The 18,126-nt window shown below is 47.3% G+C and carries 18 protein-coding genes and 1 tRNA gene; 15 read left to right on the forward strand and 4 right to left on the reverse strand.

The window, feature by feature from the left end; all coding sequences use genetic code 11:
* Nucleotides 1–5: 5 nt before the first annotated feature.
* Together djlA and RBT11_04540 are read right to left on the reverse strand one after the other, a co-directional pair.
* A complete protein-coding gene (djlA, locus tag RBT11_04535) occupies nucleotides 6–758 on the reverse strand; it encodes a co-chaperone DjlA (protein MDX9786013.1) in 753 nt (250 codons plus the stop codon).
* A 249-nt stretch (nucleotides 759–1,007) separates the two neighbouring features.
* The gene (locus RBT11_04540; protein MDX9786014.1) at nucleotides 1,008–1,340 is read right to left on the reverse strand and encodes a hypothetical protein; all 333 of its coding nucleotides are present in this window, start codon (nucleotides 1,338–1,340) and stop codon (nucleotides 1,008–1,010) included.
* A 489-nt stretch (nucleotides 1,341–1,829) separates the two neighbouring features.
* Between RBT11_04540 and RBT11_04545 the strand changes: the two genes are divergently transcribed.
* The 5 genes from RBT11_04545 (at nucleotide 1,830) to RBT11_04565 (ending at nucleotide 7,872) form a co-directional block, all read left to right on the forward strand.
* Entirely contained in the window at nucleotides 1,830–2,318 is a 489-nt protein-coding gene (locus RBT11_04545) for a hypothetical protein (protein MDX9786015.1), read from the forward strand.
* 94 nt (nucleotides 2,319–2,412) lie between these two features.
* A complete protein-coding gene (locus RBT11_04550; protein ID MDX9786016.1) occupies nucleotides 2,413–2,661 on the forward strand; it encodes a GlsB/YeaQ/YmgE family stress response membrane protein in 249 nt (82 codons plus the stop codon).
* Between the two features lie 156 nt (nucleotides 2,662–2,817).
* A complete protein-coding gene (locus RBT11_04555; protein ID MDX9786017.1) occupies nucleotides 2,818–4,053 on the forward strand; it encodes a cation diffusion facilitator family transporter in 1,236 nt (411 codons plus the stop codon).
* 240 nt (nucleotides 4,054–4,293) lie between these two features.
* The gene (locus RBT11_04560) at nucleotides 4,294–6,297 is read left to right on the forward strand and encodes a PAS domain-containing protein (protein MDX9786018.1); all 2,004 of its coding nucleotides are present in this window, start codon (nucleotides 4,294–4,296) and stop codon (nucleotides 6,295–6,297) included.
* Nucleotides 6,298–6,696: 399 nt separating this feature from the next.
* Nucleotides 6,697–7,872 carry a cytochrome c peroxidase gene (locus RBT11_04565; protein MDX9786019.1) on the forward strand — a complete coding sequence of 392 codons (1,176 nt, stop codon included), beginning with the start codon at nucleotides 6,697–6,699 and terminating at the stop codon, nucleotides 7,870–7,872.
* A 239-nt stretch (nucleotides 7,873–8,111) separates the two neighbouring features.
* Here RBT11_04565 and RBT11_04570 read toward each other — a convergent pair whose 3' ends face one another.
* Both RBT11_04570 and RBT11_04575 read right to left on the reverse strand, forming a co-directional pair.
* Nucleotides 8,112–8,927 (reverse strand): mechanosensitive ion channel, encoded by an 816-nt coding sequence (locus tag RBT11_04570; GenBank protein ID MDX9786020.1) that lies wholly within the window; start codon nucleotides 8,925–8,927, stop codon nucleotides 8,112–8,114.
* 288 nt (nucleotides 8,928–9,215) lie between these two features.
* Nucleotides 9,216–9,302 (reverse strand) — tRNA-Leu (locus RBT11_04575).
* A 233-nt stretch (nucleotides 9,303–9,535) separates the two neighbouring features.
* Between RBT11_04575 and RBT11_04580 the strand changes: the two genes are divergently transcribed.
* From RBT11_04580 to RBT11_04625, 10 genes are all read left to right on the forward strand, one after another.
* A complete protein-coding gene (locus tag RBT11_04580; protein MDX9786021.1) occupies nucleotides 9,536–10,471 on the forward strand; it encodes a bifunctional riboflavin kinase/FAD synthetase in 936 nt (311 codons plus the stop codon).
* 249 nt (nucleotides 10,472–10,720) lie between these two features.
* Entirely contained in the window at nucleotides 10,721–11,230 is a 510-nt protein-coding gene (gene def, locus RBT11_04585) for a peptide deformylase (GenBank protein MDX9786022.1), read from the forward strand.
* Between the two features lie 5 nt (nucleotides 11,231–11,235).
* A complete protein-coding gene (gene fmt, locus RBT11_04590) occupies nucleotides 11,236–12,168 on the forward strand; it encodes a methionyl-tRNA formyltransferase (protein ID MDX9786023.1) in 933 nt (310 codons plus the stop codon).
* Entirely contained in the window at nucleotides 12,135–13,550 is a 1,416-nt protein-coding gene (gene rsmB, locus RBT11_04595) for a 16S rRNA (cytosine(967)-C(5))-methyltransferase RsmB (protein MDX9786024.1), read from the forward strand. Before fmt ends, rsmB begins: the two co-directional genes overlap by 34 nt.
* 8 nt (nucleotides 13,551–13,558) lie before the next feature.
* Nucleotides 13,559–14,785, forward strand: a complete 1,227-nt coding sequence (locus tag RBT11_04600; GenBank protein MDX9786025.1) for a type II secretion system F family protein — start codon at nucleotides 13,559–13,561, stop codon at nucleotides 14,783–14,785.
* A 108-nt stretch (nucleotides 14,786–14,893) separates the two neighbouring features.
* Complete coding sequence (gene gspG / locus RBT11_04605; protein MDX9786026.1) at nucleotides 14,894–15,349, forward strand: type II secretion system major pseudopilin GspG; 456 nt, start codon at nucleotides 14,894–14,896, stop codon at nucleotides 15,347–15,349.
* Nucleotides 15,350–15,358: 9 nt separating this feature from the next.
* The gene (locus RBT11_04610; protein MDX9786027.1) at nucleotides 15,359–15,874 is read left to right on the forward strand and encodes a type II secretion system protein; all 516 of its coding nucleotides are present in this window, start codon (nucleotides 15,359–15,361) and stop codon (nucleotides 15,872–15,874) included.
* Entirely contained in the window at nucleotides 15,852–16,265 is a 414-nt protein-coding gene (locus RBT11_04615; GenBank protein ID MDX9786028.1) for a prepilin-type N-terminal cleavage/methylation domain-containing protein, read from the forward strand. Before RBT11_04610 ends, RBT11_04615 begins: the two co-directional genes overlap by 23 nt.
* The gene (locus RBT11_04620) at nucleotides 16,255–16,968 is read left to right on the forward strand and encodes a type II secretion system protein GspJ (GenBank protein MDX9786029.1); all 714 of its coding nucleotides are present in this window, start codon (nucleotides 16,255–16,257) and stop codon (nucleotides 16,966–16,968) included. The genes RBT11_04615 and RBT11_04620 overlap by 11 nt, the downstream gene beginning before the upstream one ends.
* Nucleotides 16,969–16,993: 25 nt before the next feature.
* The gene (locus RBT11_04625) at nucleotides 16,994–18,106 is read left to right on the forward strand and encodes a general secretion pathway protein GspK (protein ID MDX9786030.1); all 1,113 of its coding nucleotides are present in this window, start codon (nucleotides 16,994–16,996) and stop codon (nucleotides 18,104–18,106) included.
* Nucleotides 18,107–18,126: the final 20 nt, after the last annotated feature.

Below are 18,126 nucleotides of genomic sequence, written 5' to 3' on the forward strand. Positions count from 1 at the left end.
GCGCGCTAACGAATATCTCTAATTTTTTTAATCTCTTCATAGGCCTCTTGAATTTCACGAAATTTTTCATTCGCAAATTGAATAAAGGCATCCGGCAATCCTTTTGAGGCGATTTTGTCCGGATGAAATTCGGATACTAACTTTCGATATTGTTTTTTAATCTGCTCATTGGTATCCGACTCATCGCAACCGATTACGGCATAATACTTGACGGCGTTACTGACATACTTGGATTTGATTCGTTGGTACTGAGCGTCTTCAACATTAAAAATGCGAATCGCAGATAAAATCATCCTTTCTTCTGTCTGGCTCATGTTGCTGTCAGAAACAGACACGCGAAGCATAATGTCTATCATCATTTCCAGGAGTCTCGGCTCATTTCTGAACTGATCGTAAAACTGAGCCGCAAAATCTTGAAAACTTTCCCTCGAATGAACCGCTGCATGGAAAATATCCCGCGCAACCCGCCGGCTTTCCGGATCAAGGTTTAAATCCACAGCCATGAATCTTTCCACGGAATCAACCTCCTCGGGAGTTAGCTCTCCGTCCGCTCTAGCAATTTTAGCAAGCATCGAAAAAGCTGCCACAAAAAAAGTGAGCTGGGCCGTTTGATTGCCGGCGGAAAAAGACTCCGTCTCAATGTAGCCGATAGAATCACCGCTCTTATCAAATGCGTGTCCGAACACGGCTCCCGCAATGGCCCCCAGTGGTCCCCCCATTGCAAAACCGATGGTTCCTCCTACTAATTTACCAAGCATTCCCATAGAATCTCCAACCTCATATCATTTGCCGGTCAAAGGCGTCCGTACACCCCTGCCTTTATCGATTTTAAATTTCGTTATTATAATGCCATATGTGGTGCTTTTCAAGTGGGGCTGTTTCTAAATTTTTGATAATATTTAATATGGTTCGGAAAAGAGGGCAGTACAAATGAGGGGGATGACAGCCGGGATGAGAGTGAACCGGACTGAATTTGATCCCACAGTAGCCGGGATTCAATGATGAAGTTACGGGCCCTGCACGGTATGGTGTTTGATTAAATAATCAACCTTAATTTTTTGCTCCGCCGTGAGTTCTTCAAAACATAGACTTTGTTGGCGTTTTGAAATGGAACTAAACGGCAATTTATTTTCAATCTCGAAATCAAAAACCGTACGTACCTTTATTTTATCAATATACAAGGAATTTTTGGCCAGCATAATGTTTAAGTATTCGGCAGTTAGCAATCGTTTGCTGCCGACAAAATATTGAAATGCCACCCCCCCCCTGCTCAAATCAATTATCTGCCCCAGCTCTTCATCCGAATCCGATTTAAGAATGGCAAATGCCAATCCCTTCATTGCATAGCGCTTGTGTTTTCTGCGGTCAACAGAGGGGCTTGTAACCGGCTGACAATTCATCATTCCTCCCGGTCTTTTAAACGTCCGAAAAGGTACAGTGGAACCGGACCGTATGGAAACCGAACACGTGTGTGAATTGGATTGCGGCATCGTATAATAACAGCGGGTTAACGGGAAGCCGCTTCACTTTTAAACAAAACGAAAGCCAACTATCTAAAACGCTAAAGAAATCTAAATGCCAACGAACAGATTGCTTTCATTAGCAGATAAAACAGATAAAATCAATACGCAGAAAGTATTAACGCAAAATCAGGCAAGTAACAGCAACTTCCATTCGATCCCCCCTCAAGACTTTCGCTCCCGGCAGTTCATTTCTACATGCGATTGCCCTGACGATACCACCGCTATCACTGCTATCACTTGAGTTTGTTGACAGCTTTGAGTATGATTAATGTATCTATAACTGAATGCCTTTCAAAGGAGGAAACGATGAATAGGTCAAAATTGCTTTACCTCGCTGTTTTCATACTTATTTGCTGTTTCAGTACCGCGTGGGCGGATAAAGGCAAAGACGAGTCCGGGAAAGGGAAAAAACAGTCTCCCTCATCTGATTATGGGCAAAACAAGGGCCGCGACGCTTATAAAGATGACCATCACGATTCTATGAGAACCAACGAAAATGACACGTATTTTCATCGGCGCGGCTATACCCGCCTGAACATCCCCAAAGGTCACTATCCACCGCCGGGAAAATGCCGTGTATGGTTTCCGGGGCAGCCTCCCGGTCAGCAGCCCCCTCCGGGCGATTGCCATCATTTGAATGTACCTCCCGGCGCTTGGTTAATTCGGCATCCGGTGGATCGGCCCGATCATTGCCACGTCACGGTCTATGATGATGATCGCCCGGGGTCCATTGTGATTACCGGAGAATTCGAGATACCAACGGGCGGATTCGTACGCGTTGTTCTGGATAAATAAAGATAAATTGAGAGCCGGGGGAAAATAGACAATACTGACATGCGTCTGACCTTTGAGGATCATAGAAGTGGGGGCGGATACAAGGAGGGAAGCTATGGGGATATTTTCTTGGATCATAATGGGGCTTATTGTTGGCGCTCTGGCGAAATTTCTCATGCCTGGGAAAGATCCCGGAGGGATATTTATTACCATACTTATAGGAATCGCTGGCGCTTTTGTTGGCGGTTTTGTCGGCGCAAGATTGGGATTGGGAGCAATTAGCGGTTTTAATCTTGGTAGCCTTGCACTGGCTACCGGTGGCGCGCTGGTTTTGCTGATGATATATCGTCTCGTAAAACGGTAAAGCTTGAACCTTGTGTCTTACATCTGTCTGAAGAGGGGTGCAGCAAAAAAGTCGCCTTACTCCTCCCGGTGATCGTCGGCCTTCACCCACGGTGGGACGATAACATTGACGCTACTGTCGGACAGCTCGCTTATAGCAATTTTTGACGGGGGATACTTGAGGATTCGATCGTTTTCAGCAAACGATGAGACCAGGCAGATTTACAAGCTTGCCGGCTTCGCGGTTCTGTTGAATCTTTTTCTTGCCGCCATAAAAGCCCTTCTTGCACATATTTCGGGGAGTCTTGCCATAACCGCCAGCGCCATCGACTCCGGAACCGATGCGGTTGCCTCCCTTGTGATTTATGGCGGGGTGCGGCTGTCCACAAAAAAAACACGTGCGTTTCCACTAGGGCTTTATAAACTTGAAAACGTCGCTTCCGTTATCGTCGCACTTTTTATTTTTATTGCAGGGTATGAGATTGTCCGGGAAATTCTGTCTCCGGTCGAAAGTTCACCACATATCTCTTTATCATACATTATGCTCCTTTTTGCCGGCACCGTGATTACTCTCCTTTTTGGCATGTACGCAATATATATTGGGCGAAAGACAGAATCCCCCACTCTGATTGCCGAGGGAAAACACCGTCAGGTTGATGTGCTCTCGTCGATTGTGGTTTTGATTTCGGTTACCCTGAGCTATTTCGATCTCCGTGTAAATATGTTAGGCGTCACCTTCGATCAGGTTGGAGCGGCACTGATCCTTATTTTTATCGCCCATACCGGATGGCAATTGCTCTCTGACGGTATGCGCGTCCTTCTTGATGCGTCGATTGATCTTCCGACCCTGGACAGCATCCGTGAGATTATAAAGAGTGAGCCAATGGTGAGTGAGATCAAGTCTCTCATGGGAAGAAACGCCGGCAGATTCAGGTTTATTCAAACGACCATAACCTTGAAGACGGAAAACCTGGAAAAGGCGCATCGGATCAGTGAAGATATTAAAATAAACATCCGGAATCAAATTACGCACGTTGAAAAAGTGAACATTCATTATCAACCCCAAGAGAAAACGCACGACCGGGTGGCCTTGCCCCTTGAGGAAGGACAGGACCGGATCAGCATGCACCTTGGAGAAGCGCCTTACTTTGGCATTGTACACATCCGTCGAAAGGACAAAGAAATCGAAAAAATTGAAATTTTAGAGAACCCCTTTCGATCGGTAGAGACGGCAAAAGGCATTCGTGTGGCGGAATGGTTGGTAAAAAATAGGGTGGAACGCGTTGGATTAAAAGAGGATGTTTCCCATAAAGGGCCGGGCTATGTGTTTGCAAATGGAGGAGTAAGGATACATATCATATCGGCGGCGCAGATAGATCATGCGATCGATGCGATCGTCTCTGAAACTTCATAAAACATCACTGCTTTTGATTGCCCAATCTCACCAAACGGCACAGTTTTTGTTGTTCGCGATACGGTTGACATGTTCTTTTGGCGCATGCTTATTTATGTGGTCGGCCGCGAAAAAAAAGGGTTTAGGAAAAATTATCGACTTCACCTGCTCTAAGATGGATATTACCAATTGAATACAAGCCGACACCCGGCCCGGTGAGGGTGTTTAAGCGCCGCCTTCAGGTATAGGAAGGTTCTTGTGATGATAAACGAGAAAATCTATCCAGGGCAAAAAACGGATTTGCGAAGTCGGGCTGAAAGGGCTTGCCGGGAGAAATTCGCCCAACGACCGGCCATTCCGGAAACGCTCACCCCTGAAGTTGCCCGGAAAATGATCCATGAACTGAAGGTTTACCAGGAGGAGCTTGAGATACAAAACGAGGAGCTGCGCCAGGCATACGAAGAGCTGGATATTTTGCGGGCCCGCTACTTTGATCTGTATGAACTGGCGCCGGCGGGCTATTTCACCCTCTCCGAGAAAGGGATGGTTCTTGAGGCAAATCTCACTGCCGCGACCCAACTGGGCTTGGCGCGTAGCGACCTAATCCATCAGCCCATTACCCGGTGGATTTTCAACGAGGATCAACCAATCTATTACCGTCACCACAAACTGCTTTTTGAAACCGGAAAGGGGCGGTCATTTGAACTACGCATGGTGAAGACGAACGCCGGGGAATTTTGGGCGCACATAGAAGCGATGCTCTCCGAACATACCGACGGTGCGTCGGTTTGCCACGTCATCATCAGTGATATTTCCGATACGAAGAGAATTGAGTCCCGACTAAATGAAAGGGTAAAGGAATTACGCGGCCTATATGATATTTCGACCCTGCTGGGAAACCCTGCCCTGTCCTTTGATGAGAAGTTGATACAAACGGTGAGGCTCATTCCGACAACCTTCCAGCTTCCTGAAATCGCCGCCGCACGAATCGAAACTGCCGGAAAGACCTATCAGACGCCCCTTTTTAAGGAAACCCAGTGGATGACGGCCTGCGATATTCATGCGTTCGGCAAACCGGTCGGACGCGTAACCCTTTGCTATATAAAGAAACAGGCATTTCTGCCGGAGGAAAAACGGTTTATCCGTGCCATCGCCGAGAGAATCAGTCATGCCGTCGAGAACAAGCAGCTCATGGCGTCTTTGCGTAAAAGCGAAGACCGATTCCGTCAGGCCGTCAATGCGACAAAAGACGGCATATGGGAATGGGATATTCAAACCGGCCTGGAATATTTTTCTCCCAGGTGGTGCAAGATAGTCGGATATTCGGCTGATGACCCGGAGCTGGTCCACACATACGAGGGCTGGGCTTCCAGAATCCACCCCGATGATGTTGCACGCGTGAGGGCTGCGTTGCAAAATCATCTCGAACAGGGCACGCCCTATGACGTTGAATATCGGCATTTGCACAAATCGGGCGAATATCGGTGGCAAAATTCCATAGGGCAGGCAATTTTTGATGAAAAGGGCACCCCCTGTCGAATGGTCGGTTGCATTCGGGATATCACCGCGCGGAAACTGGCAGAAGAAAAACTTCATTTTCTTTCTACCCAACTGCTGGTTTCCAAGGAAAAAGAACAACATCGCATTGCCATGGAACTGCACGATCAGACGGGTCAGGATCTTATGGTGCTTAAATTGCGACTGGAAGCCATAAAAAACCGGATGCGAAAGGATCAACCCAAGCTGAAACGGGAGGTTGAAGAAACCCTCGTGTTTGTGGATGAAATCGTTGAGGATATTCGTCGCCTCGTTTACGGCTTGAGTCCGGACCAGCTCCAGTCCCTGGGGCTTTCAGCCGCAGTGTCGGCGATGATTCGAAATTATTCACAGAAAACAGGAATTCCCGTCGACTTGGACGTGACAGCCCTGAATGTGGCGTTTGCGCCGGAAAAAGAGATCGTTCTCTACCGTATTTTTCAGGAAGCCCTGACCAATATCTACAAACACGCGCATGCCCGAAAGATTCGGATCGACATTTATCGTCAAAAAGACGCGCTATTCCTTAAAATCAAAGACGACGGAACAGGTTTTAACTTGGGCAGCTATCAAAAGAGCACCGCAGGTGGCGAACGGGGAATGGGTTTGGCCGCAATGGAATTGCGGGCGCGTATGATCGCGGCGGACCTAAAGATTGTCAGCGGGCCGGGGGAAGGTACGGAAATCAGCCTTTTGGTGCCGATAAATGGCAAGGGCGCCGTATCATGAGCTAATGTACACCCCGAAGGGTGGATAACGCTGATCTGACATTGCTGACCATCCCCTGCCATAGCCCTACTGAATGCCCCAGCGTCATTGTGGCACATGTGTAAAATAATGCCTCATTATTGTGGAATTTACTTCACATTGTTGCATTCTATTCATACATATAAATACGTATGTTTTCTCTTCAAAAGTACTATTTAAAATCATATCCGCCTTAAATTAAATATAAAATTAAAACATGTCGCATTATATAGATTTTTGTATGATTTTTGCGTATTTTTGTTAGATCAGAAGACTCCGGATTGTTTTTCTTTATTCGATTTAAATAATCAGTTTAAAAATTTTCAAATAGTTAATTGTCGGTTTAATAACATCTAAACCCCTGAAAGGAGAACAACGGTTATGAAAAAGCAAGTGGCTATTTTATTTCTATCAGTTGCTCTTATTATCCTGCCCACTGTGCTTTTGGCTGATGGGCTTACACCCACTGAGCAACTCGGTAAGTTTCTATTTTTTGACGAAAATCTTTCCGTTAAACCTGGCATGTCCTGTGCCACCTGCCATGCTCCTGAGGTCGGCTTTACCGGTCCAGATGCCGTCATCAATGACACACTGGCTGTTTATCCCGGCGTCATTCATACGCGTGCGGGAAACCGTAAGCCCCCTACTGCTGCTTATGGTGGTCAGAGTCCCGTAATGTACTATGACGAGGACGAAGCGCTATGGATTGGTGGGATGTTTTGGGACGGCAGAGCAACCGGGTTGACGCTCGGCGATCCGCTGGCGGAACAGGCCATGGGTCCTTTCCTAAATCCTGTGGAACAAAATATTCCCAATATGCGCTTGGCGGTCCTTAAAGTGGCCCTCTCGGACTATGCAGATCTTTACGAAGCGTTATATGGTCCGGTCGATTTTATGAACGATGTTGCCGGAAGTTATGAAAATATCGCTCGCGCCATCGCTGCTTATGAGAGATCCGCCGAAGTGAATCCCTTCAGTTCAAAATACGACGCATATCTCAAAGGAGGGGCGGAATTAACCGCGGAAGAGGCCTGGGGACTTGAGCTGTTTGAGGGCAAGGCCATGTGTTCAGCCTGTCATGTTAGTGCGCCAGGATCAAACGGTGAACCACCGTTGTTTACCGACTTTACCTATGATAATCTCGGAGTTCCTAAAAACCCCGACAATCCTTTTTATGATCAGCCGAAAAAGATCAATCCGGATGGAGAAGACTGGATCGATTATGGGCTTGGTGGGTTCCTAAAAAGTATTGGAAAAGAGTATGATGTATACGCTCCGGAGCTGGGAAAACAGAAAGTGCCCACCCTTCGAAATGTGGACAAAAGACCTTATCCCGAATTTGTGAAAGCCTATGCACACAATGGGTTTTTTAAGTCTCTGGAAGATATTACACATTTTTACAACACAAGAGATGTAGAGCCATGGCCGGCCCCCGAGGTTGCAGAAAATGTCAATACCGATGAATTGGGCAACCTGGGCCTGACTGCTGATGAAGAGGCCGCCATTGTAGCTTTTATGAAAACACTATCTGATGGATACGTCGCGCCTCAGCCTTAACTAACTAACTAACGTTAGGAGAGATAAAATAAACAGGCCGGGGTAAAGAAAGGCAGGATTATTGTATCCTGCCTTTCTATTTATAAGCCGATATCTCGGATTTTTCATATTCTGTTGCGTACAACCTTTTTCATTTAAAAGCAGTCGATTTACCACAACCGCATCCAACCAGAGAAGAACGCTTGCCAAACCCATCCATAGTCCGCTACCTTTTAAAATGTTGCAAAGGGATAAGGCGGCTATTTTGCCTTATGTTCGTAAATGTGGACGTCTCGTTGCGGAAACGGAATAGAAATGCCTTGCGCATCGAATTCTTTTTTGATGTTCTCCGTAACGGAAAAATATACATTCCAGTAATCGTCGGCCTTTACCCACGGGCGGACGATAAAATTGACACTGCTGTCGGCCAGCTCGCTTAAAGCAACTATTGGCGGGGGATTCTTGAGGATTCGATCGTCATCGGCAAGGGTGTCGATGATAATCTTTTTGGCGTTGTCGATGTTGTCCTGATAGCTGATACCGAAAACAAGATCGACCCTTCGTGTGCCCTTTGTCGACCAATTGACGATATTATCCTCGGTTAACTTATGGTTTGGGATAATGATGGTTTTATTATCCGGTGTGGTTAACTGGGTTGTAAATATCTGAATTTTTTCAACCGTACCGGCGACACCGGCCGCTTCAATGAAATCGGACACCCTAAACGGACGGAAAAGGAGCAGGAGAAAACCCGCCGCGAAATTGGAAAGCGAGCCCTGAAGCGCCAGGCCTATGGCTAATCCAGCCGCTCCCAAAACGGCAATAAAGGATGTCGTTTGAATTCCAATCTGGCTGAGGGCGGCCAGAATAATGAAAATCAAAAGCGCCGTATAGGTCAGATTGGAGGCAAAAGTGGTGATGGTCGGATCAATCCGTCGTCTCTCCATGATATTATGAATGACCTTTTCGACGATTTTTGCAGCCCAACGCCCGAAAATAATAATAGCCAACGCGGCTATAATTTTAATACCGTAAATAGTTAGCAATTCCCAAATTTTCGGCAACAGATTTTCCATTTCAAACCTCGCTCAAGGGGTCTGGTTGTTTAAAAATAAATGGCGGCATGGTGCGGAAAAAAATTCGTTTCAATTGCGGCTGTCGAATCTAAAATGAAACCAAATCGACGAACCGGCAACCGCAGCGTTAAGGTTATCTATGATTGGTTTGAATTGTCAAGGCTCGTTTTTTGTTTTATGAAGCCACGAATGTTGGTGCCACAAGGGGTTATAGGGCATAATGCCCGCAACCCATCAAAAGCAAAAAGGCTTGCAGTTATTTTTGCTGCAAGCCTTTTTGCTTGTAAATGGTGCCGAAGAGAAGACTCGAACTTCCACCGGGAATCCCCGACTAGACCCTGAACCTAGCGCGTCTACCAATTCCGCCACTTCGGCGTGGTGATTGTGGCTGGGCTTATATGATTTTCTATAAAGCCTGTCAAGTTGAAATTAAAGGTCTTGGAATTAAAAAGAAAGAAAGGTCAAGGCAGTTTAAAAATAGGTTATTATAGTTTTAAATACTTGTTAACACAATTTAATATTGACATTATCGCGCTTAGCGCTTAATAAAGTGTCGAAATAAAGCTTGACGTCAATATAACATAGCGTTCACCCTAAAAAATATTAACATGAAGATATTAAACGATATTGATTCAGCTAAAGGCCTGTGTGCCAATTCGGTCATTACCATCGGCAACTTTGACGGCGTACATATCGGTCATCAAGCACTGTTTCATGAAACAATTATGAAGGCGGACGCAATCGGCGGCACTTCAGTCGCCATGACCTTTGAACCCCACCCGATCAGACTTCTGAACATCGGAACACCGCCACCGCTGATTACATTATACGAACAAAAGGTTGAACTGATTTCTAAGGCCGGATTGGACTTTTTGATCTGCGTGCCGTTCACCCGTGAATTCGCTGCGATCAGCGCCGAAGCGTTTGTCGAGGACATCCTGATTAAGAAAATCGACATGAAGGCCATTGTCGTGGGAGAAGACTATAGTTATGGTCGAAACCGAGCAGGCAATCTCAACACGCTTAAGGCGGATGCGGCGCGATTCGGCTTTCAGATCATCGTTGTGCCGGGCATTCCATTTGCCGGCGCTTCGATGGAGAGAATCAGCAGTACCCGCATTCGGGAATTGGTTATGGAAGGCAATATGCTGGAATCCCGAAAACTTTTGGGACGACACTATCAAGTCCGCGGCACCGTGGTGACCGGTCGAAACAGGGGCGGAAAATTATTAGGGTTTCCGACCGCGAACATCAGCTTGCAAGACGAACTTCGCCCTAAAAACGGGGTTTATGCGGTAACAGTTGAGTGTTTGGATCATTTGTTCAAAGGCGTGGCCAATATCGGATACAGCCCTACTTTCGATGACAATCAGTTTACAGTGGAAGTCCATTTGCTTGACTTCAAGGGAGATCTTTACCAAAAGAAAATTCGCGTAAACTTCATCGACCGGATTCGCGATGAAATAAAATTTTCCGGCATTAAAGAACTTTCCGATCAGATCAGAAAAGACATCGATCGGGCCCGGAACATGATCGCATTATAGTCACCCGCCGGTCGGCTTGTATTGATTTCTGATTACTTGCCGCAAGGCCCAACCGGTGAAATGAAAAACCGGCGTTATGAACCATAGCATGGCGGTCTCGTTTCGGGTTTTTTCAGCCGTGCGCATTCGTATCGATGAATTATACTGAATTCCCACACAATACTATAGTTCTCTCCGCTGAAAATTAAGCAATCATGACAAAATGAAAGTTTCGCCAACATATCTTTTGCGCCAAGCGAGGATAAGACTTTGTCAATACTTGAAATTATAACATATCCGAACAATTTTCTGCGACAATTGACCAAGGCTGTCGACAACATCACAGGCCAAACCCAGGACTTGATTGCCTCGATGGTGGAAACCATGTATGCCGCCCCCGGTGTCGGACTTGCAGCCAACCAGGTCGGCTCCGAGCAACGAATTCTAGTTTTTGATGCATCGAATCGCGATGAAACGCGTTCTCCGACCATACTGATCAATCCCAAAATCATCGAGCGGCATGGAGAAATCATTTCCGAAGACGAGGGCTGTTTGAGTGTTCCCGATTTTCGATCCAATGTCAGACGGGCCGAGTCGATTCTTGTTGAATGTGTGGACCGTGACGGAAATCCGCTCTCCATTGAAGCCAGTGGATTCCTGGCCATCATATTGCAGCATGAAATCGATCATCTGGAAGGCAAATTGTTTATAGATCATATCAGCAAGCTTAAACGCCAGCTGTTCACGCGCAGAATGAAAAAGCGCCTAAAAGACAGGTAATTATTTTGTTTAATATCGTTTTTATGGGTACGCCCGAATTTGCAGTGCCTGCGCTTCAGGCCCTTTACGACCATCAATACCCTATCCTTCAGGTCGTCACGCAGCCCGATCGGCCCAAAGGAAGGGGGCGAAAACCGATTTCCCCTCCGGTTAAACAGAAGGCGGAAGCCCTGGGGTATTCTGTCATGCAACCGGACAGTATAAAAGCCGATGATGTCTATGAAGCGCTGTTCAAGCTCAAACCGGATCTTTTTGTGGTGGTGGCCTTCGGTCATATTTTAACGAAGCGATTGCTTTTGCTGCCGCGGATAGGCGCTATCAACATTCACGCGTCCCTACTCCCAAAATATCGGGGCCCCGCGCCGATTCATCGGGCTATTATTGCCGGCGAAACGCAAACCGGCATCACAACCATGATGATGAACGATGGGCTTGATACGGGAGATATTCTTATGTCCGAGTCACTGGCGATTCATGCTGACGATTCGGCAGCATCGCTGCATGACCGGCTATCCGAAATGGGCGCCATGTTACTGATAAAAACGCTGCAGGGGCTGGCATCCAACACCATTATACCCATTGCACAGAATCATGCGGAAGCAACTTACGCCCCTTTATTAAAAAAAGAGGAAGGACGAATCAACTGGTACCTTTCAGCCTCGGAACTGGAGCGTTTCATTCGTGGAATGAAACCATGGCCCGGCGCCTATACCTTTTATGGCGATAAGCGGATAAAAATTTTCAAGGCCGCTGTAATTTCTGAAAATTCAAACACAACACCGGGAACGGTGATTAAAGGCTTTCCCGATGAGTTGCGAGTTGCCACGGCCGAAGGCGTATTGTCCATTATAGAGCTTCAGGGCGAGTCCGGAAAACGGCTTTCCATAAAGGATTTTCTCAGGGGATGCGCCATCGCCCCGGGGGCAACATTCAACTGAATCAAATGTCCGCAAAATCTAACATAGTCTCCGGGACGGATCCGAGAAAAGATGCGCTTTGCATTTTAACTGCTTTGAATGATACTCGAAAGACGCTGGATCTGCTTCTTGAAGATATGGATAAACATGAATATAAAGATTCCCGTGACCGCGCCTTGTTAAACACGCTAGTATACGGTGTGCTTAGATGGAAAGGCAAACTCGATTGGGTCATTCAATATTTTTCCCATATTCGCCTGAAAAAAATCGATCCCAAGGTGCTCAACATTTTACGCTTGGGGCTTTTTCAGATCTTGTATCTTGATCGTGTTCCTGTTTCCGCCGCGGTAAACACCAGCGTTGAATTGACCAAACAAGAGGCGGCGCCCTGGATCGTTAAGTTCGTCAATGCGGTTATGCGGAAAATGTCAGTCAAGCCGATGCACCTTCCTGATCCTTTTGCAAATGTATCATGCACCGCCGGCATGTCCGTGGAAAAATCTTTTCCCGAATGGCTGATCATTCGATGGGTGAATCGCTTTGGCATAGCGGAAACAAAATCTCTGTGCGATGCGATCAACGAATTGCCACCCATAACGGTTCGAACCAATACGCTTCGAACCGACCGGGAGCAGTTGCAACGTGAGTTGGAGACATCCGTTGAGCAAGTATATTCGACGCCGCATGCCCCCGAGGGGCTATCCCTTATCGGAACCAACACGTCGATTGGACGAATACCTGCTTTCACCAAAGGCCTTTTTCAGGTTCAAGATGAAGCCGCGCAGTTGATCGCGCATCTGACGGGGCCTCAACCCGGTGAAAGCATTCTGGATGCCTGCGCCGGGCGGGGCGGGAAAACGGGGCATCTGGCCCAATTGATGGAAAATAAGGGCCAAATTGTCGCAATGGATATCAACGCGGATAAGCTGCGCCGGCTGCAAAAAGAAATGGAACGGCTCGGCATCGGTATCGTTACAACCGTCACGGCCGATTTGAATGCGGTACCGGCGTTGGGAACATTCAACCCTTTTGACCGTATTCTTTTGGACGCGCCTTGCTCCGGATTGGGCGTCCTGAGAAGAAACCCCGATACCAAATGGCGTGTTTCTGAAAAAGATCTGAAACGAAACGGACAAAGGCAAGTGCTCTTCTTGGATCACTTGTCGCACCTGCTTAAACCTGGCGGCATTTTGGTATATGTGGTATGCAGTACCGAGCCGGAAGAAAACGAAGCGGTCGTCGAAAAGTTTCTTGCCTCACACGCAAATTACGGGATCGCTCCGGTGCAAAGCGGCTGTGATAGTGAAAAGGTATTTCTGACAGACAACAATTGTTATCGCAGTTTTCCTCACCGGCATCGAATGGACGGCTTTTTCGGTGCTCGCTTTCGACGACGCGAGTAGAAATCACCATGCCCGTATATGAATACAGCGCTCTGAATGCAAAAGGCAAATCGGTCTCCGGCATCATTGATGCGGAGGGCGCCCAAGCCGCTCGCCAAAAACTCAGAAATTCCGGAATGTATCCGGTTAACGTCAACGAGGTGGAAGCGAGCGCTATTCGAAAAGAAACAAAAGGCTTAAAAAGCGTTCAATTTTTTAAACGCGTTCGGCCCACTGAAGTATCCATGATGACCCGTCAATTATCCACCCTTCTTGAAGCCGGCTTTCCGCTGGTCAATGCCATGGATACGCTGATTCCCCAAATCGCTTCCCAGTCTTTTAAGAAAATAATGTCAAAGGTCAAAATTTCCATCGTCGAGGGATCAAGCTTTTCCGAAGCCCTCTCCCTTTATCAAAATGTATTCCCCCCCTTATACGTCAATATGGTGCATGCGGGGGAAAGCTCGGGAACCTTGGAGATTGTGCTGGAACGCCTGGCCGAAATTTCGGAAAAACAACAAGCGCTCTCAAGCCGTATCCGTGCGAAGCTGGCCTACCCTGTTTTTATGTCCATTTTTGGTGCGTTGGTCCTGTTTTTTCTTCTGACCGTGATCGTACCGAGTATCACTTCCATTTTCGCCGATATGAACAAGGTTCTTCCCCGGCCAACGCGCATATTAATTTCAGTCAGCGGTTTTCTTCAAACCTATTGGTGGTTCCTGTTGTTAATGGCTCTGGGCCTGGTAATTTTTTATCGCTTTATCAAAAGAACGGAAAAAGGCCGGCATTGGATGAGCAGGCTCGCTATTTCCTTGCCTGTTTCGGGAGAACTTGTCAAAAAGCTGGCGGTGGCACGGTTTGCCAGAACCCTGGGCTCCTTGCTTGAAAACGGGGTATCCATGCTGACCGCGCTTGGCATTGTCAAAAATATTGTCGGCAACCTGATCATTGCAGAAACGATTGAGTCGGCAGCCGAGTCCGTCGGCAAGGGCCAAGGACTCGCTGAATCTCTGAGCAACAACAGTCCTTTTCCTTATCTGTCCATTCAGATGATTCAGGTGGGTGAGCAAAGCGGCGCCCTTGAATCCATGCTGAGCAAAGTGGCCAACATTTACGAAAACGAGGCGGAAGCCGCAGTGCTCAGCATGACCTCGCTGCTGGAGCCGGCCATGATTTTATTAATGGGCGTCTTTATCGCATTTATCGTGTTATCCATCATGCTTCCCATTTTGGAAATGAATCAGCTCATTGCATAACCTTGATCGTGGTGTTTTTTCCTTAACCGGGCATTTGACCCGTTTTCACCAAAATGATATTGAAGTCATTATTTTTTTTGTTACGCAGAAAATAAAATCGGAGGCACAATGAAAAACAGCGGCTCGCCCCACAATTCCCGCTCCCACGGATTTACCCTGATCGAGTTGATGGTCGTTATCGTCATACTGGGTATTTTAGCCACCTTGATCGTTCCCAGACTTATGGAAAGACCGGGTCAGGCAAAGCAGGTCAAAGCGCAGATACAGATACAAAGCCTTGAAACGGCATTGAAACTGTTCAGTCTCGACAACGGGTTTTATCCCACTACTGAACAGGGACTCCAAGCGCTCGTGGAAGCACCGACAACCGGAACCATTCCCAAAAAGTTCCCTGCCGGCGGATACCTGGAAAAGGGGAAAGTCCCCCTGGACCCCTGGGGAAATGAATATATTTATCTCTCGCCGGGCATGCATGATAAGTTTGATATTATTTCTTATGGCGCGGACGGTGTTCCCGAAGGGGAAGGTGAGAATAAAGACATCAATAGCTGGGAAATCGAATAGCCCGCCTGCATGAGATACGGAACCATCACGGAAAAAAGCGGTTTCACCCTTATTGAGCTCATTGTGGTCATGGCATTGATCGGCATTGTCATGTTTGCCGCCCTTCCGCGCTTCCAACGCGTCATTACGGATCCGGCGCGAATCGTCTCGCAATGGATAATTTGGAAGATTCCCGAGTTGAAGCAACGAGCGGTTTCTGAAAACCGCCGGTATGCCTTGCAGATCGATCTGTCTGAAAACAAATTGTGGACGACACACGAGGCAATGAGCGAAGCGGAGAAGGTTCAAGCGGCGGAATCCGGCTATGTTTTGCCTCACAGTATCAGCGTGTCGAATATTGAATTTCCCGATGATCGTGTTATTTCTACGGGCGTCGCGCAGATTCTGTTTTATTCAAAGGGATATTCGGACCGCGCCATCATTCACCTCTCTTCGGGCGATGACCGAACTTTTTCATATGTTATCGAACCCTTTCTCAACAAGATCGGCTTTTTTGACACGCATGTCGGATTTACGGAACCATAATAAAATCAATTTTTCAGGAAGCAACGGCTTCACGTTTCTTGAAATCATGGTGGCCCTGGCCATTATCGCCATCGTGCTGGTGAGTGTTTACCGCCTTCAATCCCAAACGATTCTCATGAATATCCGGTCCCGGTTCGACACGCTCGCCCCCATGCTGGCGCAACAAAAACTGGGCGAAATAGAGGCGGATTTAAAAAATGCGGTTTCGGATACCGGAGATTTCAGTGATGACTTTCCGGGATATTCATGGGAAACTGTCGTGTCGGAAATAACATCTGAAATCCTGGGGCAAGTAGCGGAGGATATGAGACAAATTAAGGTGAGGGTTTTTTTTCAGGATGAACTAACTAGTTATGAATTAAGGGTATATAGGGTGATACATGCGGATTAACCCTTCGATGCAACGCCGAAAGTCAACCGCCGACATAGGGTTTACCCTGCTTGAGATTCTGGTCGCGATATTTTTATTCGCCATTTTGATTTCAGCCGTATTTGCCTCCTTTCGCGCCATCCATGATAGCGCGACGGCCCTTCAACAAGATGACCGGTATTACGAAACCGCACAAGCCGCATTGTCACGCATGCAATGCGACCTTGAATCTATTTTCATTACGGTCCCAGCGCGTTATAAACCGCCCGGTTTTAATGAGCCCGCAGATGCCTATCGGGTTTTTGGTGAGAGCACTTCTTCAGAAAATAGAGATTTTTCAACGCTTCGGTTCACCTCCCTCTCGCATTTACCAATGAACGGGGATACGAACGAAGGCGTTGCGCAGATCGTTTATTATGTTCATCAGAGCGAACCGAATCTTTTTGCACTCAGGCGGGCGGATCAACTTTGGCCTTATGAAACCATTGAAACAAACCACAACAACCCGATATTATGTGAAAATGTACAGTCTTTGGCCTTTAAATTTCTCAACGAATCCGGTGAATATCGTGACGCTTGGGATTCGGATTCCGCCGATTATGATTACGCCACCCCACGAGCCATTGAAATCGTTCTAACAGTGGGGGACGACACGCATTCACTCACCATGAAAACGGTGGCCGACCTGCACGTTTACAGAGACCCGATAGCAGCCGCTCAATGATTTTTTTATACGACCAGGCAGGCAAATGACACCAAAAAACAATGGCGGAATGCTTTCCGATCTGTTTTTTTTTATCCCACGATTGCAAAACCGACGCGGAATCGCGCTTTTGGTAACGCTTGCCGTCATTACGGTTATCGTCGCCTTATCAATAGAACTCCACAAGCAAAAGCGCTTGGCGGTCCTATCCAGCGCTGAAAGCCGTAACCAGGTTACACTCAATTACATGGCCGACTCCGGTATCCACATTGCCATGGCCATGCTGATTCGGGATCGAATAGATTCCGAGCTCGACTCGATTCAGGAAGACTGGGCGCAGCCGGAAAAGCGAAACGAATTGCTTGCCGACTTTCCTTTTGATGAGGGCTCGCTTGAGGTTAGCATCAGTGACGAACGGGGCAGGATTCAAGTCAATGCGCTGGTCGCATTGCCGGGGCATGAATTCAACCCGCTGCAGTTTCATATCTGGGACAGGTTGTTCGGCTTTGTTAAAAAAATGGATGAAACCCTGTCCGATCTGGATCATATCGCGATTATCAATTCCGTAAAGGACTGGATGGACACCGGTGACGATGAGACCATTACCGGTCTTACCGGGGCGGAAAGCGACTATTATGAAAGCCTTGATCCACCCTATTCCTGCCGCAACGGCCCCGTTGATCACCTCGGAGAGCTTTTCCGCATAAAGGGAATTACAACATCGCTGATGTCGGGCACCGATAATGCAAACGATCTGATGGCATATTTAAGCGTCAATGGCGCGACCGCCATAGCGCAAGGCAGTTATACCTTTGATGGAATGATTAATATCAACACAGCACCGTTGCCGGTGCTGGCAGCGCTTTTGCCCGAGGAATTCGAAGCGTATGCACAGGATCTCTTTGATTATCGAATTGAAAAATCAGACGATCAATATGTTAACTCCTTAACCGAATCGAAATGGTATAAACATGTCCCCGGGCTGGAGGAGTTAGACTTGCAAGCGGACTTGATCACTGCGGCCAGTGATCTTTTTCGAATCGTGGCCACCGCCACCCTGCAAGAAAAACAACGCCGCATTACCGCCCTTGTGCAACGAGAAACCGGAAAAGAATCAGGCAAATGGGGATGCCGCATATTGCGTTGGCAGATCGACTGAATTGTGTTAAATGAAGACCT

The sequence above is a fragment of the Desulfobacterales bacterium genome, assembly GCA_034003325.1.
Lineage (GTDB): Bacteria > Desulfobacterota > Desulfobacteria > Desulfobacterales > JAFDDL01 > JAVEYW01.

Coding starts and splice junctions, on each gene's coding strand:
- RBT11_04620 (MDX9786029.1), top strand. CDS start 16,255: ATGCGGATTAACCCTTCGATGCAACGCCGAAAGTCAACCGCCGACATA.
- RBT11_04600 (MDX9786025.1), top strand. CDS start 13,559: ATGCCCGTATATGAATACAGCGCTCTGAATGCAAAAGGCAAATCGGTC.
- RBT11_04570 (MDX9786020.1), bottom strand. CDS start 8,927: ATGGAAAATCTGTTGCCGAAAATTTGGGAATTGCTAACTATTTACGGT.
- gspG (MDX9786026.1), top strand. CDS start 14,894: ATGAAAAACAGCGGCTCGCCCCACAATTCCCGCTCCCACGGATTTACC.
- rsmB (MDX9786024.1), top strand. CDS start 12,135: ATGCGCCATCGCCCCGGGGGCAACATTCAACTGAATCAAATGTCCGCA.
- RBT11_04545 (MDX9786015.1), top strand. CDS start 1,830: ATGAATAGGTCAAAATTGCTTTACCTCGCTGTTTTCATACTTATTTGC.
- RBT11_04580 (MDX9786021.1), top strand. CDS start 9,536: ATGAAGATATTAAACGATATTGATTCAGCTAAAGGCCTGTGTGCCAAT.
- RBT11_04540 (MDX9786014.1), bottom strand. CDS start 1,340: ATGAAGGGATTGGCATTTGCCATTCTTAAATCGGATTCGGATGAAGAG.
- RBT11_04625 (MDX9786030.1), top strand. CDS start 16,994: ATGACACCAAAAAACAATGGCGGAATGCTTTCCGATCTGTTTTTTTTT.
- djlA (MDX9786013.1), bottom strand. CDS start 758: ATGCTTGGTAAATTAGTAGGAGGAACCATCGGTTTTGCAATGGGGGGA.
- RBT11_04615 (MDX9786028.1), top strand. CDS start 15,852: ATGTCGGATTTACGGAACCATAATAAAATCAATTTTTCAGGAAGCAAC.
- RBT11_04550 (MDX9786016.1), top strand. CDS start 2,413: ATGGGGATATTTTCTTGGATCATAATGGGGCTTATTGTTGGCGCTCTG.
- RBT11_04610 (MDX9786027.1), top strand. CDS start 15,359: ATGAGATACGGAACCATCACGGAAAAAAGCGGTTTCACCCTTATTGAG.
- RBT11_04560 (MDX9786018.1), top strand. CDS start 4,294: ATGATAAACGAGAAAATCTATCCAGGGCAAAAAACGGATTTGCGAAGT.
- RBT11_04565 (MDX9786019.1), top strand. CDS start 6,697: ATGAAAAAGCAAGTGGCTATTTTATTTCTATCAGTTGCTCTTATTATC.